The organism is Sphingomonas sp. PEI4 (assembly GCF_056679955.1).
Map to the genome: position 1 here is coordinate 1684279 of NZ_CM155258.1, position 20218 is coordinate 1704496.

Consider the following 20218-nt stretch of genomic DNA (forward strand, 5'->3'; position numbering starts at 1 on the left):
GATGCGTATTGCAACCACGCTCCTCGCAACGCGGCTCGGCAAGCCCCTCGGTTGGCCGCTCGCGGTCGCCCTGGTCGCAGCGACGGCAGCACCGTCCGTTCCTGCCCTGGCGCAGCGCGGCAGGGGGATCACAGCCGCAGCCGGATCGCCGATCGTGCAGGTCAACACCGGCCGCGGGCGGCTGGTGACGTTGTCGCAGCCGATGACCGATCTGTTCGTTGCCGATGATGCGATTGCCGATGTCCAGGTACGCTCGCCGACCCAGCTCTACGTGTTCGGCAAGAAGACCGGCGAGACCACGATCTCGGCCACCGCAAGGGGTGGTGCCGTCGTGTATTCGGCAACCGTCCGCGTCGGCAATAACCTCGATTCGGTCCAGCAGATGCTGGGCCTGGCAATGCCCGAGGCACAGGTCGTCGCGACGCCGATGAACGGACTGATCCTCCTGACGGGCACGGTTGCGGCACCCGAGGATGCGGCCGAGGCCGAGCGTCTGGTGCAGGCGTTCGTGGGCGAGTCGACCAAGGTGCTGTCGCGCCTGAAGACCGCGACACCGTTGCAGGTGAACCTGCAAGTGCGCGTCGCCGAAGTCACACGCAGCTTCGTCAAGAACATCGGGGTGAACGTCCAATCCTTCGATCGGACCGGTGGATTCAAGTTCGGACTGGGGCAAGGACGAGACGCCACGATATTTGCACCTGGTGGCGGAATGTTCGTTGGCGGCGCGACACCGTCGGCCGGCAACACGGGTGTGGCCAAGGGCGCGTTGGGGTCTACATTCGGCCTTGCCGGCAGATTGCTGGGTGTCGACCTGCTCGCCGCGATCGACCTGGGCGAGACACTGGGTCAGGTGACCACGCTCGCCAACCCGAACCTGACTGCCTTGTCGGGTGAGACCGGCACGTTCCTGGCAGGCGGCGAAATCCCGATCCCCCTGGCGCAGGCGCTTGGCACGATCTCGGTCGAGTACAAGCAATACGGGATCAGCCTGGCCTATACGCCGACTGTGTTGTCCGATGGCCGCATCTCGTTGCGCGTGCGTCCGGAAGTGTCGCAGCTCGATTATGCGAACGCCATCACATTGAGCGGTACGCGCGTCCCCGGCATCACCACGCGGCGGACCGAGACCACCGTCGAACTCGGGTCGGGCCAGAGCATGATGATCAGCGGCCTGCTGTCGAACGGCAACAACAACACCTATGACAAGACTCCCGGCCTCTCGAACCTGCCGATCATCGGCGCGCTGTTTCGCTCGAACGCCTTCCAGCGCAACGAGACCGAGCTGGTCATCGTCATCACGCCGTATCTGGTGAAGCCGGTCAACAACGCCAGCGACATCGCCTTGCCGACCGACGGCGCACGCGCGCCGACCGATCTCGACCGGGTGCTGCTGGGGCGGCTGAGCGCGACCGACGGCGGCCCGCGCCCGGTTCCGACCGTTGCGCCACCGACTTACGCGCGTCCTGCCATCGGAGCGGCCGCACCCGTCATGCCAGTACCCCGCAGCGACGTGCCCCGCAGCGACGTTCGCCGAAGCGAAGCCGACGCCGCCCCGGCCGTTCAGGCCAAGCGCGATGCCAAGCCGAAAAAGGGTGTCGTGCCCGCCCCCGGCTTCTCGAATTGAGCCCGTCATGCGCCCAACGCACCAAGGATTTCCGATGATCAACAAATCGATCCTAGCGCCCCTCGCGTCCGCGCTGCTGCTCGCGGGCTGCATGGGAACGGAGAATCGCGGTCTCGAATCGGTCCATCAGCCGGTCGTCAGCCGGTCCGACTATGCGCTGGACCTTGGCGTCTCGGGTGGTGCGCTGTCCCCCGGCGAAGAACGCCGTCTGGCCGGCTGGATGACGACGATGCGGCTCGGATATGGCGACCGGGTCGCGATCGACGATCCTGCGGGCGAAGGCCCCCGCGCGCATGACGACGTCGCCGCGGTCGTCGCAGGATACGGCTTGTTGTTGAGCGACGACGCGCCGGTGACGCCCGCGGCCGTCACCCCCGGAACGATCCGCGTGGTGGTCAGCCGGATGCGGGCCGCCGTGCCGCGCTGCCCGGACTGGTCGCGCGATTCGACCAATGAATTCGAATCGAACACGTCCTCGAACTATGGCTGCGCGGTCAATCGCAACCTGGCGGCGATGGTCGCCAACCCTGCCGATCTGGTGCGCGGTGCGCCGGGCACGGAAACGACGGATACAGCGGTCTCGTACAAGGCGATCGATACGTATCGCAAGCGAGCCCCCAGCGGAGCCGGTGGCATCGCCGCAACCAGCACGGGAGGAAAGTGATGAACGCTCCCTGGAAACCGGGCGGGATCGCCCACCGCGAACCCTTCGTCGCCTATGTCTGCGACGAGACGACCGCCGAGGCGTTGCGGCCGATCGCGAGCGAACTCGGCTGGCCGGTCGAGAAGATCCACAAGGGTGGCCTGCGCAACGCGATCCAGTCGCTGTCGGTGTCGGCCTCGCCGCAGATCCTGTTCGTCGACCTTGCCGAATCGGGCGATCCGCTGAACGACATCCATGCGCTCGCCGAAGTGTGCGAGCCGGGTACCGTGGTGATCGCCGCGGGCCAGGTGAACGACGTCCGCCTGTACCGCGACCTCGTCGCCAGCGGCATCCAGGACTATCTGCTCAAACCATTGCATCCGGACATGCTGCGCGAGGCGTTCGGCCATGCGCAGGCACTGCTGAATGCGCCCAAGCACGTCGAGGCATCGCCGGAGCGCCCGCACTGCTCGGTCGGCGTGATCGGTACGCGGGGGGGCGTCGGGGCGTCGACGATCGCGACGTCGATCGCGTGGCTGCTCTCGGACAAGGAGAAGCGCTCGACCGCGCTGCTCGATCTCGACGTGCATTTCGGCACCGCCGCGCTCGGCCTCGATCTTGAACCGGGACGAGGGCTTACCGATGCGATCGAGAATCCGAGCCGGATCGACGGACTGTTCATCGAGCGGGCGATGGTCAAGGCATCCGAAAAGCTGTCCGTGCTCAGCGCCGAGGCCCCGATCAGCACGCCGCTGATCACCGACGGTGCGGCCTTCTATCAGTTGCAGGCAGAGATGCGCGCGGCGTTCGAATGCACCGTTGTCGATCTCCCGCGCGCGATACTGATCCAGCATCCGCATCTGATTAGCGACGTAAAGCTGGCGGTCATCGTCACCGACCTGACGCTGGCCGCCGCGCGCGACACGATCCGCATCCTGTCGTGGATGAAATCGAACGCGCCGCAGACCGAGCTGTTCGTGGTCGCCAACCGGGTTCATCTCGGCGGGCAGCTCGAGATCACGCGCAAGGATTTCGAAGGCTCGATCGAGCGCAAGATCGACTATCTCGTGTCGTTCGATCAAAAGCTGGCTGCGCAGGCGGCCAAACTGGGCAAGCCGCTGGTCGAGACCGGGAAAAGCTCCAAGACCGTCGCGCCGATCGTCGCATTGGCGAGCGCCTTGGCAGTTGCCGTGGCGGACTGCGGCGTCGACGGCACGACTGGGCTGAAGGGCAAGTCGCTGATGGGCAAGTTCGGCGAACTGCGGGGGCTGATCCCGAAGCGCGCCGCGAAACAGGCAAAGGCAAAGTGACCATGCGCGTCCGATCCGGAACGCTTGGGCCTGCCGCTAACGGGGACCGCTAGGCCATGCCGCTGTTGCCGTTGCTGCTCGTCATGATCGGGGCCTGCATGGTGCTCGGCATGGTGGCGTTCGCATTCGCGGGGCCATCGGCCGGACGAGCGAAGTCGCGCCGGATCGCGTCGCTGCGCGAACGTCATGGTGACGCGCTGGTCGTCGCGGAAGCGCAGATGCGGCGCATCTCGAACAACCGCGATACCAAGATCGATATCGCGTTCGGCCGCATCCTGCCGAACCCGGTGCTGCTCGCCAAGCGACTGGCGATGACCGGCAAGGACTGGACGGTCGGGCAATACGGCATGGCGACTGCGGGGATCGCGGTGGTTGTCGCGGTGCTGATGCTGCTCAAGGGCATGCCGATACTGCTGGCTTTGTTGTTCGGGCTGTTCGTCGGCGTCGGCCTGCCGCATCTCGTGGTCGGCAAGACGATCAAGCGGCGGATCGGCAAGTTCACCGTGAAATTTCCGGACGCGATCGAACTGCTGGTACGCGGGCTGCGCTCCGGCCTACCGATCAGCGAGACGATCGGTGTCGTCGGACAGGAACTCGACGGGCCGGTCGGCGAAGAATTCCGTTCGGTCAGCGACAAGATGAAGATCGGCCGGACGATGGACGCCGCATTGCAGGAAACCGCCGATCGCCTCGGCACGCCGGAGTTCCAGTTTTTCGTCATCACCATCGCGATCCAGCGCGAGACGGGTGGCAACCTGGCGGAGACGCTGGCGAACCTTGCCACCGTGCTGCGTCAACGCGGCCAGATGAAGCTCAAGATCAAGGCGATGTCTTCGGAGTCCAAGGCGTCCGCGTACATCATCGGCGCGCTGCCGTTCATCGTGTTCGGGCTGATCTATTTCGTCAACGGCACCTACATGCAGAACTTCTTCGTCGATCCGCGGCTCATCGTCACGGGCATAGGGGGGCTGATCTGGATGGGGATCGGCGCCTTCGTGATGAGCAAGATGATCAACTTCGAGATCTGAGGGATACGACATGGGCGAGACCGCCGGACCTACCCTGCTCGGGATCGACGTACTCTGGGTCGCCACGATCCTGTCGGGCGTCGCCGCATTCGCGGTGATGATCGCGATCTACGCGGTGATGACCGTCAACGATCCGATGGCCAAGCGCGTCAAGGCGCTGAACGACCGGCGCGAACAGTTGAAGGCGGGCATCACCGCGTCGACCAAGCGTCGCGCCAAGCTGGTCCAGCGCAACGATACCGCCGACCGGATGCGCGGCATATTGTCATCGATGAAGGTGCTGCAGGACAGCCAGGTCAAGGCGGTCCAGGTCAAGCTGATGCAGGCCGGCATCCGCTCGAAGGAATGGGCGCCGGCGGTGATCTTCGGCCGGCTGGTGCTGCCGATCGTACTCGGCGGCGCGATGCTGTACTGGGTGTATGGCACTGACGGCTTCGCGACCTGGGGTCCGCTGAAGAAATACGGTCTCGTCGCGACGACCTTCATCCTGAGCTACAAGGCGCCCGATCTGTATCTGGACAACAAGGTTAAGAAACGTTCGGACGCGATCCGAAAGGGGCTCCCCGATGCGCTAGATCTGCTGGTGATCTGCGCCGAAGCCGGGCTGACCGTGGACGCTGCGTTCCACCGCGTCGCGCGTGAACTCGGCCGTGCCTATCCCGAACTGGGTGAGGAGTTCACGCTGACGGCGATCGAGCTGGGCTTTCTGACCGACCGGCGCAGTGCGTTCGAGAACTTTGCCCTGCGCGTGAAGCTGGATGCGGTGAAGGGCGTCGTGACGACGATGATCCAGACGGAGAAATACGGCACGCCCCTCGCATCTGCGTTGCGCGTTTTGTCTGCCGAGTTCCGCAACGAACGGATGATGCGCGCCGAGGAAAAGGCCGCGCGGCTGCCCGCGATCATGACGGTGCCGCTGATCCTGTTCATCCTGCCGGTGCTGTTCGTCGTCATCCTGGGGCCGGCGGCATGCTCGATCTCGGACAACCTGATCAAGGGCTGAGGCAACCGCTGGGCCGGCGGATCGTTGAGCTGCCGTAACAGGAGGGTTTTACGATGCCGTTGTTTTCCACACCTACGCAGTTCGCGGCGCTTGCGCTGGTATTCGTTGCCGGCTGGCTGTTTGGGTTGGCGAGCCATCCGGGGGGGAAGAAGTGGAAGGCGCGCTATCTGGCCGAGCGTGACGCGCATGCTTTGGTGAAGAAGGATGGCGATGTTCGGGCGGCGGCGGCTGAGAAGCGGGCGGTCGAGGCTGAGCGGGAGAATGCCCGGTTGGTGAAGGCGGCTTCGGTTGCGCCGGTTGCTGCTCCGGTTTTCGAGCGTCAGCCGGTTGTCGAGACGTCGCGGCCTGGAGTGCTGTCGGCGGCGCGGCCGGCTTATGCTCGGCCGGCGTATAATGCCGATGGGACCAAGCGTGGCTGGTTCGATTTCGATCGGCGTCGGTAAGTTGCAGGGGGTAGGTTAGCCCCTGCCTCCTTGTTCTCCCGCGAAGGCGGGAGCCCAGACTGGGTCCCCGCCTTCGCGGGGACACAGTTGGGGATAGGGAATTTCCTCCCAACTCACTCCGTCATGCCGGGCTTGTTCCGGCATCCACCGTTCCGCATTGACGACAAGCCGTTGGGTTCGCGGATGGGTGGACCCCGGAACTAGTCCGGGGTGACGGAGGAATAAGGGGCTTATATGCCCATACCCCTTCGGCTACTTCTTCGACAACGCCGCTTGTGCTGCTGCTAGGCGGGCGATCGGCACGCGGTACGGGCTGGCCGAGACGTAATCCAGGCCGACTTTTTCGCAGAACGCGATGCTGGCGGGATCGCCGCCGTGTTCGCCGCAGATGCCGAGCTTGATGCCCGGCCGCGTCTTGCGGCCGCGTTCGGCGGCGATTTCGATCAGTTCGCCGACACCCTCGACGTCGATGCTGACGAACGGGTCCTTCGCGTAGATGCCCTGCTCGACATACGCGCCGAGGAAGCGCGAGGCGTCGTCTCGGCTGACGCCTAGAGTCGTTTGGGTCAGATCGTTGGTGCCGAACGAGAAAAACTCGCCGACTTCCGCGATGTCGCCTGCACGGAGCGCCGCGCGAGGGAGTTCGATCATCGTGCCGACGAGATACTCGATCGTGCGGCCCTTTTCGGCGAACACGGCCTGGGCGGCCTTGTCGACGACCGCTTTCATCAGTTCGAGCTCGCGGCGGGTGGCCACCAGCGGGATCATGACCTCGGGGATCGGTGCCGCGCCGGACTTCTCGGCGACGTCGACCGCCGCCTCGAAGATGGCACGCGCCTGCATCTCGTAGATTTCGGGATAGGTGACGCCGAGACGGCAGCCGCGATGGCCTAGCATCGGGTTGAACTCGTGCAGTTCCGCCGCGCGGCGCTTCAGCGTGTCGATGTCGACGCCAGCCGCAGCGGCGACTTCGGCGAATTCGGATTCCTCGTGGGGGAGGAACTCGTGGAGCGGCGGATCGAGCAGGCGGATCGTCACCGGCAGGCCCGCCATGACCTCGAGGATTTCCGTAAAGTCCTTGCGCTGTTCGGGGAGCAGCTTTTCGAGCGCGACGCGACGCCCCTTCTCGTCCGAGGCGAGAATCATCTGGCGGACGTTGGTGATGCGGCTGCTCTCGAAGAACATGTGCTCGGTGCGGCAAAGCCCGACACCCTCGGCGCCGAATTCGCGCGCGACGCGGCAATCTTCCGGAGTCTCGGCGTTGGCCCGGACCTTGAGGCGGCGGACCTCGTCGGCCCACACCATCAGCGTGGCAAAATCGCCCGACAGCTCGGGCTGCACGGTCGCAACCGCGCCGATCATCACTTCGCCGGTGGTGCCGTCGATGGTGAGCAGATCGCCCTCCTTCACCTCGCGGCCGCCGCAGCGCATGATCTTCGCCTTGGCGTCGATCGACAGCGTGCCGGCGCCCGAAACGCAGGGGCGTCCCATGCCGCGTGCCACGACCGCAGCATGCGATGTCATCCCACCGCGCGCGGTCAGGATGCCCTTGGCCGCGTGCATGCCGTGGATGTCGTCGGGCGAAGTCTCGGTCCGGACGAGGATCACGGCGACGCCGTCGGCGGCCTTCTTCTCGGCGGCATCGGCGTCGAACACGACCGCACCCGAGGCCGCACCCGGCGATGCGGGGAGACCCTTGGTGAGCACGTCGCGGTGCGCCTTGGGATCGAGCGTCGGGTGGAGGAGCTGGTCGAGCGCCATGGGCTCGACGCGCAGGATCGCTTCCTCGCGGGTGATGAGGCCTTCGTTCGCCATGTCGACCGCGATCTTCAGCGCGGCCTTGGCGGTGCGCTTGCCGGCGCGGGTCTGGAGCATCCAGAGCTTGGTCTTCTCGACCGTGAACTCGATATCCTGCATGTCGCGGTAGTGGTTTTCGAGCGTGTCGAACACGTCGGCGAGCTGGTGATAGACCTCGGGCATCGCCTCTTCCATCGACGAGGCCTTCGCGCCGGCGTCTTCGCGCGCGGTCTTGGTGAGGTATTGCGGGGTGCGAATGCCGGCGACGACGTCCTCGCCCTGCGCGTTGATCAGGAATTCGCCGTAATAGGCGCGGTCGCCCTTGGACGGGTCGCGCGTGAACGCGACGCCGGTGGCCGACGTGTCGCCCATGTTGCCGAACACCATCGCCTGGATGTTGACCGCGGTGCCCCAGCCGCCGGGGATGTCGTTGAGGCGGCGATAGACTTTCGCCCGCTCGGACTGCCACGAGCCGAAGACGGCGCCGACCGCGCCCCAGAGCTGATCGTGGACGTCCTGCGGGAAAGGCTTGCCCCAGAGCTTCTCGACGAGGCCCTTATACTCCGCGACGAGTTTCCGGAGATCGTCGGCCGACAGTTCGGTGTCGAGCGTGAAGCCCTGGTCTTCCTTGGCGATCTCCAGCGCTTCCTCGAACGCGCCGTGATCGAGTTCGAGGACGACGTCGGCGTACATCTGGATGAAGCGGCGATAGCTGTCCCACGCGAAGCGCGCGTCCTCGGACGTGGCGGCGAGGCCTTCGACGGTCTGGTCGTTGAGGCCGAGGTTGAGGACGGTGTCCATCATCCCCGGCATCGAAGCGCGCGCGCCCGAGCGGACCGAGACAAGCAGCGGGTCGGCGGGATCGCCGAACGTCTTGCCGGTCACGCCCTCGATATGCGCGAGGCCGGTGGCGACCTCGTCGCGCAGGCCTTGCGGGAACTGGCCGCCCTCGTCGTAATAGACCGCGCAGAAGTCGGTCGAGATCGTGAAGCCCGGCGGGACCGGCAGGCCGATCGACGCCATCTCGGCAAGGTTCGCGCCCTTGCCGCCGAGCAGGTTCTTGTCGCCCTTGCCGCCATCCGAAACACCGCCGCCGAAGCGATACACATATTGGGTCATGGTCGGTCCTCTAAGTGCTTGTTTTGCGCGGGTGATCGGGAAAGAAGGTTAGGCCGGGTTAGGCCAAGACACATCAGCCCTCGATCCGAGAAAAGTCTGCCACATTGTGCACTGCGGCGCGGACTCGCTCAAGTAGCGCGAGACGGGCGGAGCGCTTGGCGGGATCGGCGTCGTTGACGATAACGCTATCAAAGAACGTATCGATCGGCGCGCGGAGCGAGGCCAGCGCGGCCATCGCCGCGGCGAAATCCTCGCGCGCGATCGCGGCGGTGGCGCGGGGTTCGGCCGAGTCGAGCGCGGTGTGGAGCGCACTCTCTGCCGGTTCGGGCGTGTAGGACAGCGAAATTTGCTCCCTCTCCCCTGCGGGGAGAGGGTCGGGGTGAGGGGCAGTACCGGGCGCTGCACTGCTTGGCAGCCCCTCTCCCCGGCCCTCTCCGCGCCCCTGCCCTTGGGGGAGAGAGGGAGCAGAAGGGGCTTCCTTCTTCAGGATATTGGCGGCGCGCTTGTAGCCGGCGAGCAGGTTCGCGCCGTCCTCGGTGGTGACGAACGCCTGGAGCGCGTGGACGCGCGCGAGCAGGCGGACGAGATCGTCCTCGCCCCCGAGCGCGAACACTGCGTCGATGAGGTCGTGGCGGACGCCGGCTTCGCGTTGCTGGACTTTGAGGCGGTCGGCGAAGAAATCGAGGACTTCCTTATTTATCAGGCCGCCCTTTATCTTTCCGGTTATCCGAATGAGTTCCGCGGTTAGCTTGGTATCGTGCGATGGATTGATTTGAATTCTACGCTCTACCCGCACCAAAAATTCATCATCGAAAACTTCGTGATTTTTGACATAGTCAATAATGTCGCTTCGTGTTTTATTTTCTCGTTCGCTAACTACGAGCGCTGCGGAAGCTTTGGTTACGATATCGACAATAAGAGGCGAGCTAGCAAAACTTACGACACGCCTAAAACTGAATCGCAATTTCGAACTTAGGATAAGAGAAATTACTCCGAGCGCAGCACGGCGAAGTGCAAATGGATCACGGGACCCGGACGGACGCTCATCCATAAGCATAAACGATACTATGGTATCCAGCTTGTCCGCCAAGCTTACCGCGACCGTTACCGGGTCGGTGGGGACGTCGTCGCCTTGGCCGACCGGCTTGTAGTGGTCGCGGATGGCGGTGGCGACGGACGGGTGCTCGCCCTGCGCGGCGGCGTAGTAGCCGCCCATCAGGCCTTGCAACTCGGGGAACTCGCCGACCATGCCGGTTACGAGGTCTGCCTTTGCGAGGCGGGCTGCGCGTTCTGCGAGGGCGGCGAGTTCTTCTCTCCCCTCCCGCTCGCGGGAGGGGTCGGGGGTGGGCTCGCGCTCACCTGCTGGCGTGGCGTTGGTGGTGAGCGCGAGCCCACCCCCCGGCCCCCTCCCGCTTGCGGGAGGGGGGGCAGAAGTTACGATGCCCTCTTCTACCAGCCACTTGGCGAGCTTTGCTACGCGGTCGACCTTGTCGGCCACCGTGCCGAGTTTTTCGTGGAAGACGATCTTCGACAACTTCTCGGCCTGCTCTTCGAGCGGGATCTTGAGGTCGGTGTCGTAGAAGAACTTCGCATCCGACAAGCGTGCCGCGAGCACCTTGCGGTTGCCCTCCACGATCTTCGCGCCGCCGTCGTGGGCGGCGATGTTAGCGGTACAAACGAAGGCGTTGGCCAATTTTCCGTCGGCCCCGCGGCAGACGAAATATTTCTGGTTCACGCGCGCGGTGAGCTGGATCACCTCGGGCGGGACGTCGAGAAACGCGGGATCGAACTGGCCGAGCAGGGGAATCGGCCATTCGGTGAGGCCGGCATTCTCCGCGACGAGACCCTCGTCCTCGATGAGTTCGAGGCCGGCCTGCATCGCGGCTTCGCGGGCGTGGTCGCGGATCAGCGTGGCGCGTTCGTCGTGGTCGACGATGACGTGGCAGGCGCGCAGTTTCTCGACATAGTCGTGCGCGCCACCGATCGTGATCTGGTACGGGTGGTGGAAGCGGTGGCCGAGCGTGGCGGCGCCGCTCTCGATGCCGGCGATCTCGAACGGCACGATCTCTTCGCCGAGCAGCGCGACGATGCCTTGCAGCGGGCGGACCCAGCGGAGCGATTCGGTGCTGGCGGAGGCGTCGCTCCAGCGCATCGACTTCGGCCACGGGAAGGCGCGGACGATCGCGGGGATGGCCTCTGCGAGCACGGCTGCGGTGGTGCGGCCGGGCTTCTCGGTGACCGCGAAGAGCGTGCCGTTGCGGTCTATCAGTTGCTCGCGCGTTAGGCCGGTTTTCCGCAGGAACCCTTCGAGCGCCTGTGGGGGGGCGGAAGTCTTGGGGCCCTTCGTTTCCTCGGAGACGGCGGCGGTTTCCAGCGGCAGGTCGCGGGCGATCAGCGTCAGGCGGCGCGGGGTCGCGTAGGTGACGATCGCGCTGGTGGCGATGCCGGCCTTGGCGAGCTCGGCGGTGAACAGCTTGGCGAGATCTTCACGCGCCTTGGACTGCATCCGGGCGGGGATTTCTTCGGAGCGGAGTTCTAGGAGGAAGTCGGTCATTTGGGTTCGCACGCGAAGAAGAAGGAGTTGGGTTCACGCGGAGACGCGGAGACGCGGAGTAGAAGGGGAGAGAGGCTTATAGCGCTGCGCGCGGCTATTCGACGCCGCAGGCGTCTTTCATCGCCATGCTGGATGCTGGGAGCCCGAACGCGGAAGCGCGACACGTCGCCTACCTTCTGCTCCGCGTCTCCGCGTCTCCGCGTGAACACATCTTCTAGCAGGCGCATCATGCCGCCCATCCGTGCTTGTCCATCCAGGCGGCGCAGGCGCCTTTGGCTAGGTCTCGGACGCGGCCCATATAGGCTTGGCGTTCCGCGACCGAGATTACGCCGCGGGCTTGCAACAGGTTGAAGATGTGGCTGGCTTTGATCGCCTGCTCGTAGGCTGGGATCGGGAGCTTGTGGTTCAGGCTGTTCTCGCATTCGGCGACGTGCTTGCGGAACTGGTCGAAGAGCGAGTCCGTGTCGGCGATCTCGAAGTTCCACTTCGACATCTCCTGCTCGTTCTCCAGGAACACGTCGCCGTACGTCACCCCGGCATCGTTGAACGCGAGGTCGTAGACGCTGTCCTTATCCTGGATGTACATCGCCAGACGCTCCAACCCGTAGGTGAGTTCGCCGGCGACTGGCTTCATGTCGAAGCCGCCCATCTGCTGGAAATAGGTGAATTGCGTCACCTCCATGCCGTCGCACCAGACCTCCCAGCCTAGCCCCCAGGCGCCGAGCGTCGGGCTTTCCCAGTCGTCCTCGACGAAGCGGATGTCGTGCTTCAGCATGTCGATGCCGATCGCCGCGAGGCTGCCGAGGTAGAGTTCCTGGAGGTTCGCAGGCGATGGCTTCAGGATGACCTGGTACTGGTAGTAATGCTGGAGCCGGTTGGGGTTCTCGCCGTAGCGGCCGTCCGTGGGGCGGCGGCAGGGCTGCACGAAGGCGGCGTTCCACGGCTTGGGCCCGAGCGCGCGGAGCGTCGTGGCGGTGTGGAAGGTGCCCGCGCCCATTTCCATGTCGTAGGGCTGCAGGATCAGGCACCCGTGTTCGCTCCAGTAATCGTGGAGCGTGAGGATCATGCGCTGGAAGCTAAGAGGCTTTGTCAGGTGCTGGGTCACGCGCGGGCTTTGGCGGATGGGGGTGCGGGAGGCAAGTGGTGCGTTAAGGTTCGCGCTCCTACATGGGGGCGAACTCACGGTAAGGATGCCCTCCCCTTGAAGCTGTTTTCGAAGATCGTTTCGTTCCGATCCGCCTTGTCTGCGCTGGCGATGGCGTTCGCCCTTCCCGCTTGCGCTCAGGTCGCGCCTAAGCCGGTGCAAGCCTCGAACGATGCCGATCCGGCGCTTTGGGTGGTGAAGGACAAGGACACGACGATCTACCTGTTCGGGACGATCCATGTGTTGAAGCCCGGCACGACGTGGTTCGACGAAGCGGTGAAGATGGCGTTCGATCGGTCGCAGCAGGTGGTGCTGGAGCTGGTGATGCCCGATCCCGCCAAGATGCAGTCGCTGGTGATGGCGACGGGGGTGTCGAAGGACGGGCCGACGCTGACCGAGCAGATCCCGGCGGACAAGCGCGCGGCATATGCGAAGGCGGTGACCGATCTGGGGCTGCCGGCGAATGCGTTCGATCGGTTCAAGCCGTGGCTGGCGGCGACGAACCTGTCGATCGCTCCGCTGTCCAAGCTTGGGTATGATTCGGCTAATGGGCCTGAGCAGGTGATTACGGCAGCGGCGAAGGCTGCGGGGAAGCCGGTTACGGGCCTGGAGACGGCGGAGCAGCAGCTGGGGTATTTCGGGGGGCTGTCTCAGGCGGCGCAGATGCAGTTTCTGGGGAGCACGATCGACGAGCTGCCTAAGCTGGAGGCGACGATGGCGACGATGGTCGATGAGTGGGCGAAGGGGGATCCTGAGGCTTTGGCCAAGGAGATGAACGAGAGTTTGAAGGACTCGCCGGAGGTGGCGAAGGTGTTGCTGGTGGATCGTAACGCGCGTTGGGCTGAGTGGGTTGCGAACCGGATGAAGACGCCTGGGACCGTGTTTGTGGCGGTGGGTGCGGGGCATCTGGCGGGGAAGGACAGCGTTCAGGCGCAGTTGGCCAAGCTTGGGGTGAAGGCTGAGCGGGTTCGGTATTGAGCTTCTTACCCTCTCCCTCCGGGGAGAGGGAGGGAGGCGCGCTTGCGCCGGAAGGGTGAGGGCACGCGCTTTTGGCTGACCGTGCCCTCACCCTCCCACTGCTTCGCAGCGGGCCCCTCCCTCTCCCCCGAGGGGAGAGGGGTATTATTGCTTTTGCCCCCTACTTCCGCTATGCGCCCGCGCTTCCGGTCCATGGTCATCCCTGGAGGCGTGGGCGGGAAGGACAACAAACGAGTTTCGGAGAATACAGATGAGCGACCAGTTGACGCTCGCAGCCGAGACGCGTGACCGGGTTGGCAAGGGAGCCTCCCGGGCGCTGCGTCGTGATGGCCGCGTGCCTGCCGTGATCTACGGCCTGAATCAGGAACCCACCTCGATTCACCTCGAAGAAAAGGCGCTGATGAAGGCGCTGATGACCGGCCACTTCATGAATTCCGTCGTGATGGTCAACGGCGTGCGTACGCTGCCGAAGGACGTCTCGTTCCACCCGGTTTCGGATCGCCCGATCCATGTCGATTTCCTGCGCATCGGCGAGCATTCGACCGTCACCGTCGCGGTGCCGATCGTGTTCGCGGACGAGGATGACGCACCGGGCATCAAGAAGGGCAAGGGCGTCCTCAACATCACGCGTCACGAGATCGAGCTGATCGTCGACGCTTCGGACATCCCGAGCGAGATCGTGATTTCGCTTGCTGGTCTGGAGATCGGTGATTCGATCCACATCAGCGACGTGAAGCTGCCCAAGGGCGCGACGCCATCGATCGACGACCGCGACTTCGCGATCGCCACGATCGTGCCGCCGACCGTTCCGACGGTTGCCGACGATGCGCTCGATGCCGAAGTGTCGGAAGCTCAGGCTGCCGAGGCTCTCGAGCCGACCCCGGTCGAGCCTAACGACGATAATAACGACGACGACAAGATCACCACGCAGAAGAACTGAGGGTTTAGACCTTCGTCTTCGGATGATCTGGCGGGCGGGATGGCGACAAGCTTTCCCGCCCGTTTTCGTACCACCGTCATGCCGGGCTTGTTCCGGCATCCACCGTTCCGCACATTCGATAGGATTGAGCGTGCGGAACGGTGGGCCCCGGCCTCCGCCGGGGTGACGGAATGTTTGTGACTGGGAATTAAGATGCAGATCTGGGCGGGACTCGGCAATCCGGGGGCGCAATATGCGATGCACCGGCACAATGTCGGGTTCATGGTCGCCGACGCGATCGCCGAGGTGCATGGCTTCGGCGCGATCAAGAAGCAGTTCCAGGGGTGGACGCAGGAGGGGCGGATCGGCTCCGAGAAGATCCTGCTGCTGAAACCCGCAACCTTCATGAACGAGAGCGGCCGCGCGATCGGCGAGGCGTTGCGCTTCTACAAGCTCGGCGTCGAGGCGCTGACGGTGTTCCACGACGAACTCGATATCGCGCCGTTCCGCGTGAAGGTGAAGACCGGCGGCGGGACCGCGGGGCATAACGGGCTGCGCTCGACCGATCAGCATCTGGGGCCGGACTTTCGCCGCGTGCGATTGGGGATCGGGCATCCGGGGCATAAGGATCGCGTCACCGGCTATGTGCTCGGCAATTACGCCAAGGCGGAGATCGAGCCGTTATCCGACATGCTCGGCGCGGTGGCTGCGGAGGCGAAATGGCTGACGGAGGGCGACGACGTCCGCTTCATGAACGACGTCGCGTTGAGGATGCAGGACCAATGACCACTCGTTCGCTGTTTGCCACGCGCTTTTACGAGGCTGATCTCGGTGACGACGATCTGGTCGAGGAACTGGAGGATGCCGCGCTCGAACTCGCCAAGGCCGATCGTGCGGGTGTCGCCTGGTCGAAGGCGCATGGGTATCGTGGATATACGTCGTATGCGTCGCTGAACGACCTGCCGTTGCGCGATCCTCGGTTCGGGGATCTGGTGCGGTTGCTGAACAAGCATGTCGCGGCGTTCGTGAAGGATTGTGCGTTCGACCTGGGCGGGCGGAAGTTGAAGCTCGATAGCTTCTGGGTGAACGTCCTGAAGCCGGGTGGCGCGCATTCGGGGCATATTCACCCGCATAGCGTCGTGTCGGGGACGATGTACGTGGCGATTCCGGAGGGGGCTGGCGCGCTCAAGTTGGAGGATCCGCGATTGCCTATGATGATGGCGGCGCCGACCCGGCTGGAGGACGCGCCGGAGGATCTGCGGACGTTCGTTTATGCCGAGCCTAAGCCTGGGAGCGTGTTTCTTTGGGAGAGCTGGTTGCGGCATGAGGTCGTGCCGAATGCCGCCAAGGGCGAGCGGATTAGTATCAGTTTTAATTATCGGTGGTGAGCGGCGGGCGACGCCCTGCCCCCGACGTTTGTTTTCCTGCGAACGCAGGAACCCAGGGTTAAATGGTGCGACGTTCCTGACCCTGGGCTCCTGCGTTCGCAGGAGAACGGTAGCGCTTATTTAGCAGGGACGGCACTCGGCGAGCGCCGCCCCTGCCCAATCAGCCCGCCGTCGGCATCGAGGCCATGTCGATGACGAAGCGGTACTTCACGTCGCTCTTCACCATGCGCTCGTAGGACGGCTCGATCTCGTCCATGCGGATCATCTCGATGTCCGAGACCAGGCCGTGCTCGTTGCAGAAATCGAGCATCTCCTGCGTCTCGGCGATGCCGCCGATCAGCGAGCCGGCGATCGCGCGGCGCTTGAAGATGAGGTTGCCGACCGAGGGCGACGGATGCGGATGCTCGGGGACGCCGACCAGCGTCATCGTGCCGTCGCGCTTCAGCAGGGCGGTGAACGCGTCGAGGTTGTGGCTCGCCGCAACGGTGTTTAGGATGAAGTCGAAGCTGTTGGCGTGTTCGGCCATCGCGTCCTCGTCCTTCGAGACGATCAGGTCCTTTGCGCCGAGACGCTTGGCGTCCTCGCGCTTGTTCGGCGAGGTCGAGAACACATAGACCTCGGCGCCCATCGCGTTGGCGATCTTGACGCCCATGTGGCCGAGGCCGCCGAGACCGACGATGCCGACCTTCTGGCCGGGGCCGACCTTCCAGTGCTTCAGCGGCGAGTAGGTGGTGATGCCGGCGCAGAGCAAAGGCGCGACCGCGGCGAGATCGCGCTCGTGATGCGTGACCTTCAGGACGAAACCCTGATCGACAACGATGTGATCCGAATAGCCGCCGAACGTGTGACCGCCGAGTACGGGATCGGGGCCATTATAGGTGCCAACGAAGCCGGTCGTTTCGCAATATTGCTCCTCGCCGTCGGTGCAGGACGGGCAATGGCCACAGCTGTCGACCATGCAGCCGACGCCGGCGATGTCGCCGACCTTGAAGTTCGTCACGTCGTCTCCGACGGCGCTGACGCGGCCGACGATTTCGTGGCCGGGGACGCACGGGTAGAGCGTGCCGCCCCATTCGCCTCGCACGGTGTGGAGATCGGAATGGCAGACGCCGCAGAACAGGATGTCGATCGCGACGTCGGTCTTGCCGGGCGCGCGGCGCTCGAACGAGAAGGGTGCTAGCGGGGTGTCGGCGGATTGCGCGGCGAAGCCGTTGGCAGTGATGGTCATGGGTATTCCCGATCTTTTGGTAGCTAAGACAAGGATATACCGCATGAGGATCGAGATATCTACCGAGCGGTAGGGTGATTTTGCTGCAATGCGGCAATCGAGTGAGTCGATCATGGCCTGGCGTGTTGAGTGCGCCTGCCCCAAGCGTCCGTCACCCCGGACTTGTTCCGGGGTCCACCGTGCCGCGTACTTACGTCTTTCAAGCGTGCGGAACCGTGGATGCCGGAACGAGCCCGGCATGACGGGGGGTGATGGGCGAATGCTGGCCTTCCTGCCCGCCCTGTCCTAAAGCGCGCGCACATTCTTACACCCCAATCTCAAACTAAAGGCATATCATGGGTTTTCGCTGCGGCATCGTGGGGCTGCCGAACGTCGGCAAGTCCACTCTCTTCAACGCGCTGACCGAGACGGCCGCGGCGCAGGCGGCGAACTATCCGTTCTGCACGATCGAGCCGAACGTCGGCAACGTCGGCGTGCCCGACAAGCGGCTCGATGCACTGGCCAAGATCGCCGGATCGCAGAAGATCATCGAGACGCAGTTGGGGTTCGTCGACATCGCCGGGCTGGTGCGCGGCGCGTCGAAGGGCGAAGGGCTCGGCAACCAGTTCCTCGGCAACATCCGCGAGGTCGACGCGATCGTCCATGTGCTGCGCTGCTTCGAGGACGGCGACGTGACGCATGTCGACAACAAGGTCGATCCGATCGCCGACGCCGAGACGGTCGATACCGAACTGATGCTGAGCGACCTCGAAAGCCTCGAGAAGCGCGTGCCGAACCTCGCCAAGAAGGGCATGCAGGGCGACAAGGAAGCCAAGATCGGCGCCGCCGTGCTTGGCCAGGCGCTCGAACTGCTGCGCGAAGGCAAGCCCGCGCGGCTGACCGTGCCGAAGGACGAGGACGAGGCGCGGGTGTTCGCACAGGCGCAGCTGCTGACCGCGAAACCCGTCCTTTACGTGTGCAACGTCGGCGAGGGCGATGCGGCGGACGGCAACGCGCTGTCGGCGCGGGTGTTCGCGAAGGCGGCGGCCGAGGGTGCCGAGGCGGTCGTGGTGTCGGCGGCGATCGAGGCGGAGATCGCGACGATGCCGGCCGAAGATCGCGGCGAGTTCCTCGGCGAGCTGGGGCTGGAGGAGACCGGCCTCGCGCGCGTCATCACCGCCGGGTACAAGCTGCTCCACCTGCTGACGTTCTTCACGGTCGGCCCGAAGGAAGCACGCGCCTGGACCGTCCACGCGGGCGCGACCGCGCCTCAGGCTGCGGGCGAGATCCACGGCGATTTCGAAAAGGGCTTCATCCGCGCCGAGACGATCGCGTTCGACGATTTCATCTCGCTCGGTGGGGAATCGAAGGCGCGCGAGGCGGGCAAGCTGCGCGCGGAAGGCAAGGCGTACGTCGTCCAGGACGGCGACGTGATGCACTTCCTGCATAGCTGAGGGTTTGGCAGCGGCGGTGGGGTCAGCGATAGTTTTCGCAGGCTATCCCGTCGCCGTCACCGTCCATGCCGGCACGATAGCCCGGCTGGCCGCGGTGGAGCGGCGCGGCCCCCGCCGCGCGCACTTCACGACATCCGCTGTAGAAGACCGAGCTTTTCGACCCGCCGCCGGTTGAATGGCGGGCCGATGGCGATGATCCAAAAGCCGGTCGAGCGACGTTGTAGGGCTCGGCATCGAAGACTGGCCGGGTTGGCGCGGCGACATGACGCCGCAACGTCGGCGGCACGGCAACCGCCGTATCCGGCGCCGCTTTGGTATCGGCGATAGCGGGGGATGGAGTCGATGTCGGCGCCGTGGCTTTCCAGACACCGGCAAACATCAATGTCGAGGCGATCGCCGTGACCGCGATAAAGGAACGCTCCATGGCGCCACCATACGGGCGTAATGGTTGACGAATATTTATCGGTGGCTGCTGTCTTCGGGGTGAGACGGCAAAGGCGCGATGTCTCCCATGGAGAGGACAGCGGAAGGGCGGCTAATCTCTTCGGAAGCAAAGAATGCAGACGGGGATCGGAGATAGCGCGATCAGTGCGAACACGATTGACCCGCCTACGTCACCTCCAAGTTCAAATCCAAAGAACGCAAACGTAAACCATACCATTGCGATGATGACGAGCGTGTAGCAGATCGCCGCGATCCGAGCCGAGATGTCTGCTTTGCCGGTCATCTTCGCGACGATACCGAATGAATGACCGTCCGCAATAGGGAGCGGCATACTTCCCTTTAAACGTCCGTCATTGGGCGTTCTGGTCTCAGCTTTCCCATTTGGGAACGGCGATCAAGACGGCCCGCTCGTCTCGACTGGCACGGCGAACGTCACGAACCGCAAAGGCCCGTCATTCGCTTCGCACCAGCTAACGAAGTCTCGATCGCCCGATTGTTTGAACCGCTGCCATGCCGTTGCCGCTTCAAAAAGCTCGGTGAGTTCAGTCTGCTTGGTTTTGCGCCATAGCGAATGTTCGACTTCAAGAAGCATCCGTAGCGCCTCCGCCAAATCGCACGCATCCTCGTCCGCCGGGCCGAGATACCCATAGTATGGAAGCTCGTGTTGGTTCTTCTCGGCGTGTACGCTGACCCAATCGATGAACGCATGCCGCGCCTGCTGAAAGGAAGGGTCAAGCGTGACGGATCGGCGGAACGCATCGAGCGGCAGCGGGTCCCCGTCTTCACCGCGACAATACTTTCCCGCAAGGTAATGGGCGAACGACGAGCCCGGCTCACGCGGCAGCCACTCCCGTATGGTCGGGCCGACCACATGGGTAAGCAACTCGTTCGAAATCAGAAGCCCCTGATCCGCAAAATCGGTAGCGCGATTGGACACCCAGCTAACGAACGACTTCCGCTTCTCGAAGTCCCAACGCTCAACATCGAGTACGAATGAATGAAGCGCTTCCATTGCCGCTCTGCGCAGGCCCTTCGCACGGAAATCGAGGTAACGCTGGAACCCAGCCCAGTCAGGCTCTGACAACGGACTGCTTGCCATCATTTGGAGCCTGTTGAGATCCTTTGTGACTGGCATGGGCCTCGTCCTTGGAGCGCCTGCCACC

At 64.3% G+C, this 20218-nt stretch carries 18 protein-coding genes; 11 read left to right on the plus strand and 7 right to left on the minus strand.

Translation table 11 applies throughout. The annotated features are described in order from the left end of the window. Nucleotide 1 precedes the first annotated feature (1 nt). Genes AC1MLZ_RS07665 through AC1MLZ_RS07690 form a run of 6 tightly spaced genes read left to right on the plus strand, consistent with a single transcriptional unit; the run spans nt 2 to nt 6051 of the window. Nucleotides 2-1624, plus strand: a complete 1623-nt coding sequence (locus tag AC1MLZ_RS07665; protein WP_480961112.1) for a type II and III secretion system protein family protein — start codon at nt 2-4, stop codon at nt 1622-1624. A gap of 34 nt (nt 1625-1658) precedes the next feature. Further along, on the plus strand, nt 1659-2288 hold the full coding sequence (locus AC1MLZ_RS07670; protein ID WP_480961113.1) for a CpaD family pilus assembly protein: 630 nt from the start codon (nt 1659-1661) through the stop codon (nt 2286-2288). After that, nucleotides 2288-3577, plus strand: coding sequence for a CpaE/TadZ family protein (locus tag AC1MLZ_RS07675; protein WP_480961114.1), 1290 nt, complete (start codon nt 2288-2290; stop codon nt 3575-3577). The genes AC1MLZ_RS07670 and AC1MLZ_RS07675 overlap by 1 nt, the downstream gene beginning before the upstream one ends. A 56-nt stretch (nt 3578-3633) precedes the next feature. Then, the gene (locus AC1MLZ_RS07680) at nt 3634-4605 is read left to right on the plus strand and encodes a type II secretion system F family protein (protein WP_480961115.1); all 972 of its coding nucleotides are present in this window, start codon (nt 3634-3636) and stop codon (nt 4603-4605) included. Between the two features lie 10 nt (nt 4606-4615). Next, nucleotides 4616-5608 (plus strand): type II secretion system F family protein, encoded by a 993-nt coding sequence (locus tag AC1MLZ_RS07685; protein ID WP_480961116.1) that lies wholly within the window; start codon nt 4616-4618, stop codon nt 5606-5608. A 53-nt stretch (nt 5609-5661) separates the two neighbouring features. Further along, nucleotides 5662-6051, plus strand: coding sequence for a hypothetical protein (locus AC1MLZ_RS07690; RefSeq protein ID WP_480961117.1), 390 nt, complete (start codon nt 5662-5664; stop codon nt 6049-6051). A gap of 252 nt (nt 6052-6303) precedes the next feature. Here the strand turns inward: AC1MLZ_RS07690 and ppdK are convergent, their stop codons facing one another. The 3 genes from ppdK to AC1MLZ_RS07705 form a co-directional block, all read right to left on the minus strand. Further along, nucleotides 6304-8967: a pyruvate, phosphate dikinase gene (ppdK, locus tag AC1MLZ_RS07695; protein WP_480961118.1), complete on the minus strand. Its 2664-nt coding sequence runs from the start codon at nt 8965-8967 to the stop codon at nt 6304-6306. A gap of 73 nt (nt 8968-9040) precedes the next feature. Continuing rightward, nucleotides 9041-11521 carry a glycine--tRNA ligase subunit beta gene (gene glyS / locus AC1MLZ_RS07700; protein ID WP_480961119.1) on the minus strand — a complete coding sequence of 827 codons (2481 nt, stop codon included), beginning with the start codon at nt 11519-11521 and terminating at the stop codon, nt 9041-9043. A gap of 226 nt (nt 11522-11747) precedes the next feature. Beyond that, entirely contained in the window at nt 11748-12587 is an 840-nt protein-coding gene (locus AC1MLZ_RS07705) for a glycine--tRNA ligase subunit alpha (protein ID WP_480961493.1), read from the minus strand. Between the two features lie 189 nt (nt 12588-12776). Between AC1MLZ_RS07705 and AC1MLZ_RS07710 the strand changes: the two genes are divergently transcribed. The 4 genes from AC1MLZ_RS07710 to AC1MLZ_RS07725 all read left to right on the plus strand — a co-directional run bounded on the left by AC1MLZ_RS07710 (nt 12777) and on the right by AC1MLZ_RS07725 (nt 15950). After that, on the plus strand, nt 12777-13643 hold the full coding sequence (locus AC1MLZ_RS07710) for a TraB/GumN family protein (RefSeq protein WP_480961494.1): 867 nt from the start codon (nt 12777-12779) through the stop codon (nt 13641-13643). A gap of 250 nt (nt 13644-13893) precedes the next feature. Further along, nucleotides 13894-14583, plus strand: coding sequence for a 50S ribosomal protein L25/general stress protein Ctc (locus AC1MLZ_RS07715; protein ID WP_480961120.1), 690 nt, complete (start codon nt 13894-13896; stop codon nt 14581-14583). Between the two features lie 192 nt (nt 14584-14775). Then, nucleotides 14776-15348 carry an aminoacyl-tRNA hydrolase gene (pth, locus tag AC1MLZ_RS07720; protein WP_480961121.1) on the plus strand — a complete coding sequence of 191 codons (573 nt, stop codon included), beginning with the start codon at nt 14776-14778 and terminating at the stop codon, nt 15346-15348. Then, nucleotides 15345-15950 carry a TIGR02466 family protein gene (locus AC1MLZ_RS07725; RefSeq protein WP_480961122.1) on the plus strand — a complete coding sequence of 202 codons (606 nt, stop codon included), beginning with the start codon at nt 15345-15347 and terminating at the stop codon, nt 15948-15950. Before pth ends, AC1MLZ_RS07725 begins: the two co-directional genes overlap by 4 nt. Before the next feature lie 160 nt (nt 15951-16110). On the opposite strand, the gene AC1MLZ_RS07730 is transcribed toward AC1MLZ_RS07725, so the two are convergent. Then, nucleotides 16111-17178 carry an NAD(P)-dependent alcohol dehydrogenase gene (locus tag AC1MLZ_RS07730; RefSeq protein WP_480961123.1) on the minus strand — a complete coding sequence of 356 codons (1068 nt, stop codon included), beginning with the start codon at nt 17176-17178 and terminating at the stop codon, nt 16111-16113. 335 nt (nt 17179-17513) lie between these two features. Between AC1MLZ_RS07730 and ychF the strand changes: the two genes are divergently transcribed. Beyond that, nucleotides 17514-18611 carry a redox-regulated ATPase YchF gene (ychF, locus tag AC1MLZ_RS07735; protein ID WP_480961124.1) on the plus strand — a complete coding sequence of 366 codons (1098 nt, stop codon included), beginning with the start codon at nt 17514-17516 and terminating at the stop codon, nt 18609-18611. Between the two features lie 22 nt (nt 18612-18633). Here the strand turns inward: ychF and AC1MLZ_RS07740 are convergent, their stop codons facing one another. The 3 genes from AC1MLZ_RS07740 to AC1MLZ_RS07750 form a co-directional block, all read right to left on the minus strand. Continuing rightward, nucleotides 18634-19035 (minus strand): excalibur calcium-binding domain-containing protein, encoded by a 402-nt coding sequence (locus AC1MLZ_RS07740; protein WP_480961125.1) that lies wholly within the window; start codon nt 19033-19035, stop codon nt 18634-18636. Between the two features lie 111 nt (nt 19036-19146). Beyond that, nucleotides 19147-19338: a hypothetical protein gene (locus AC1MLZ_RS07745; protein WP_480961126.1), complete on the minus strand. Its 192-nt coding sequence runs from the start codon at nt 19336-19338 to the stop codon at nt 19147-19149. A 111-nt stretch (nt 19339-19449) separates the two neighbouring features. Further along, nucleotides 19450-20190: a hypothetical protein gene (locus tag AC1MLZ_RS07750; protein WP_480961127.1), complete on the minus strand. Its 741-nt coding sequence runs from the start codon at nt 20188-20190 to the stop codon at nt 19450-19452. Nucleotides 20191-20218: the final 28 nt, after the last annotated feature.

Excerpts from the sequence above, each read along its gene's own strand:
- AC1MLZ_RS07665 (WP_480961112.1), top strand. The coding sequence starts at position 2 with ATGCGTATTGCAACCACGCTCCTCGCAACGCGGCTCGGCAAGCCCCTC.
- AC1MLZ_RS07670 (WP_480961113.1), top strand. The coding sequence starts at position 1,659 with ATGATCAACAAATCGATCCTAGCGCCCCTCGCGTCCGCGCTGCTGCTC.
- AC1MLZ_RS07675 (WP_480961114.1), top strand. The coding sequence starts at position 2,288 with ATGAACGCTCCCTGGAAACCGGGCGGGATCGCCCACCGCGAACCCTTC.
- AC1MLZ_RS07680 (WP_480961115.1), top strand. The coding sequence starts at position 3,634 with ATGCCGCTGTTGCCGTTGCTGCTCGTCATGATCGGGGCCTGCATGGTG.
- AC1MLZ_RS07685 (WP_480961116.1), top strand. The coding sequence starts at position 4,616 with ATGGGCGAGACCGCCGGACCTACCCTGCTCGGGATCGACGTACTCTGG.
- AC1MLZ_RS07690 (WP_480961117.1), top strand. The coding sequence starts at position 5,662 with ATGCCGTTGTTTTCCACACCTACGCAGTTCGCGGCGCTTGCGCTGGTA.
- ppdK (WP_480961118.1), bottom strand. The coding sequence starts at position 8,967 with ATGACCCAATATGTGTATCGCTTCGGCGGCGGTGTTTCGGATGGCGGC.
- glyS (WP_480961119.1), bottom strand. The coding sequence starts at position 11,521 with ATGACCGACTTCCTCCTAGAACTCCGCTCCGAAGAAATCCCCGCCCGG.
- AC1MLZ_RS07705 (WP_480961493.1), bottom strand. The coding sequence starts at position 12,587 with ATGATCCTCACGCTCCACGATTACTGGAGCGAACACGGGTGCCTGATC.
- AC1MLZ_RS07710 (WP_480961494.1), top strand. The coding sequence starts at position 12,777 with ATGGCGTTCGCCCTTCCCGCTTGCGCTCAGGTCGCGCCTAAGCCGGTG.
- AC1MLZ_RS07715 (WP_480961120.1), top strand. The coding sequence starts at position 13,894 with ATGAGCGACCAGTTGACGCTCGCAGCCGAGACGCGTGACCGGGTTGGC.
- pth (WP_480961121.1), top strand. The coding sequence starts at position 14,776 with ATGCAGATCTGGGCGGGACTCGGCAATCCGGGGGCGCAATATGCGATG.
- AC1MLZ_RS07725 (WP_480961122.1), top strand. The coding sequence starts at position 15,345 with ATGACCACTCGTTCGCTGTTTGCCACGCGCTTTTACGAGGCTGATCTC.
- AC1MLZ_RS07730 (WP_480961123.1), bottom strand. The coding sequence starts at position 17,178 with ATGACCATCACTGCCAACGGCTTCGCCGCGCAATCCGCCGACACCCCG.
- ychF (WP_480961124.1), top strand. The coding sequence starts at position 17,514 with ATGGGTTTTCGCTGCGGCATCGTGGGGCTGCCGAACGTCGGCAAGTCC.
- AC1MLZ_RS07740 (WP_480961125.1), bottom strand. The coding sequence starts at position 19,035 with ATGGAGCGTTCCTTTATCGCGGTCACGGCGATCGCCTCGACATTGATG.
- AC1MLZ_RS07745 (WP_480961126.1), bottom strand. The coding sequence starts at position 19,338 with ATGACCGGCAAAGCAGACATCTCGGCTCGGATCGCGGCGATCTGCTAC.
- AC1MLZ_RS07750 (WP_480961127.1), bottom strand. The coding sequence starts at position 20,190 with ATGCCAGTCACAAAGGATCTCAACAGGCTCCAAATGATGGCAAGCAGT.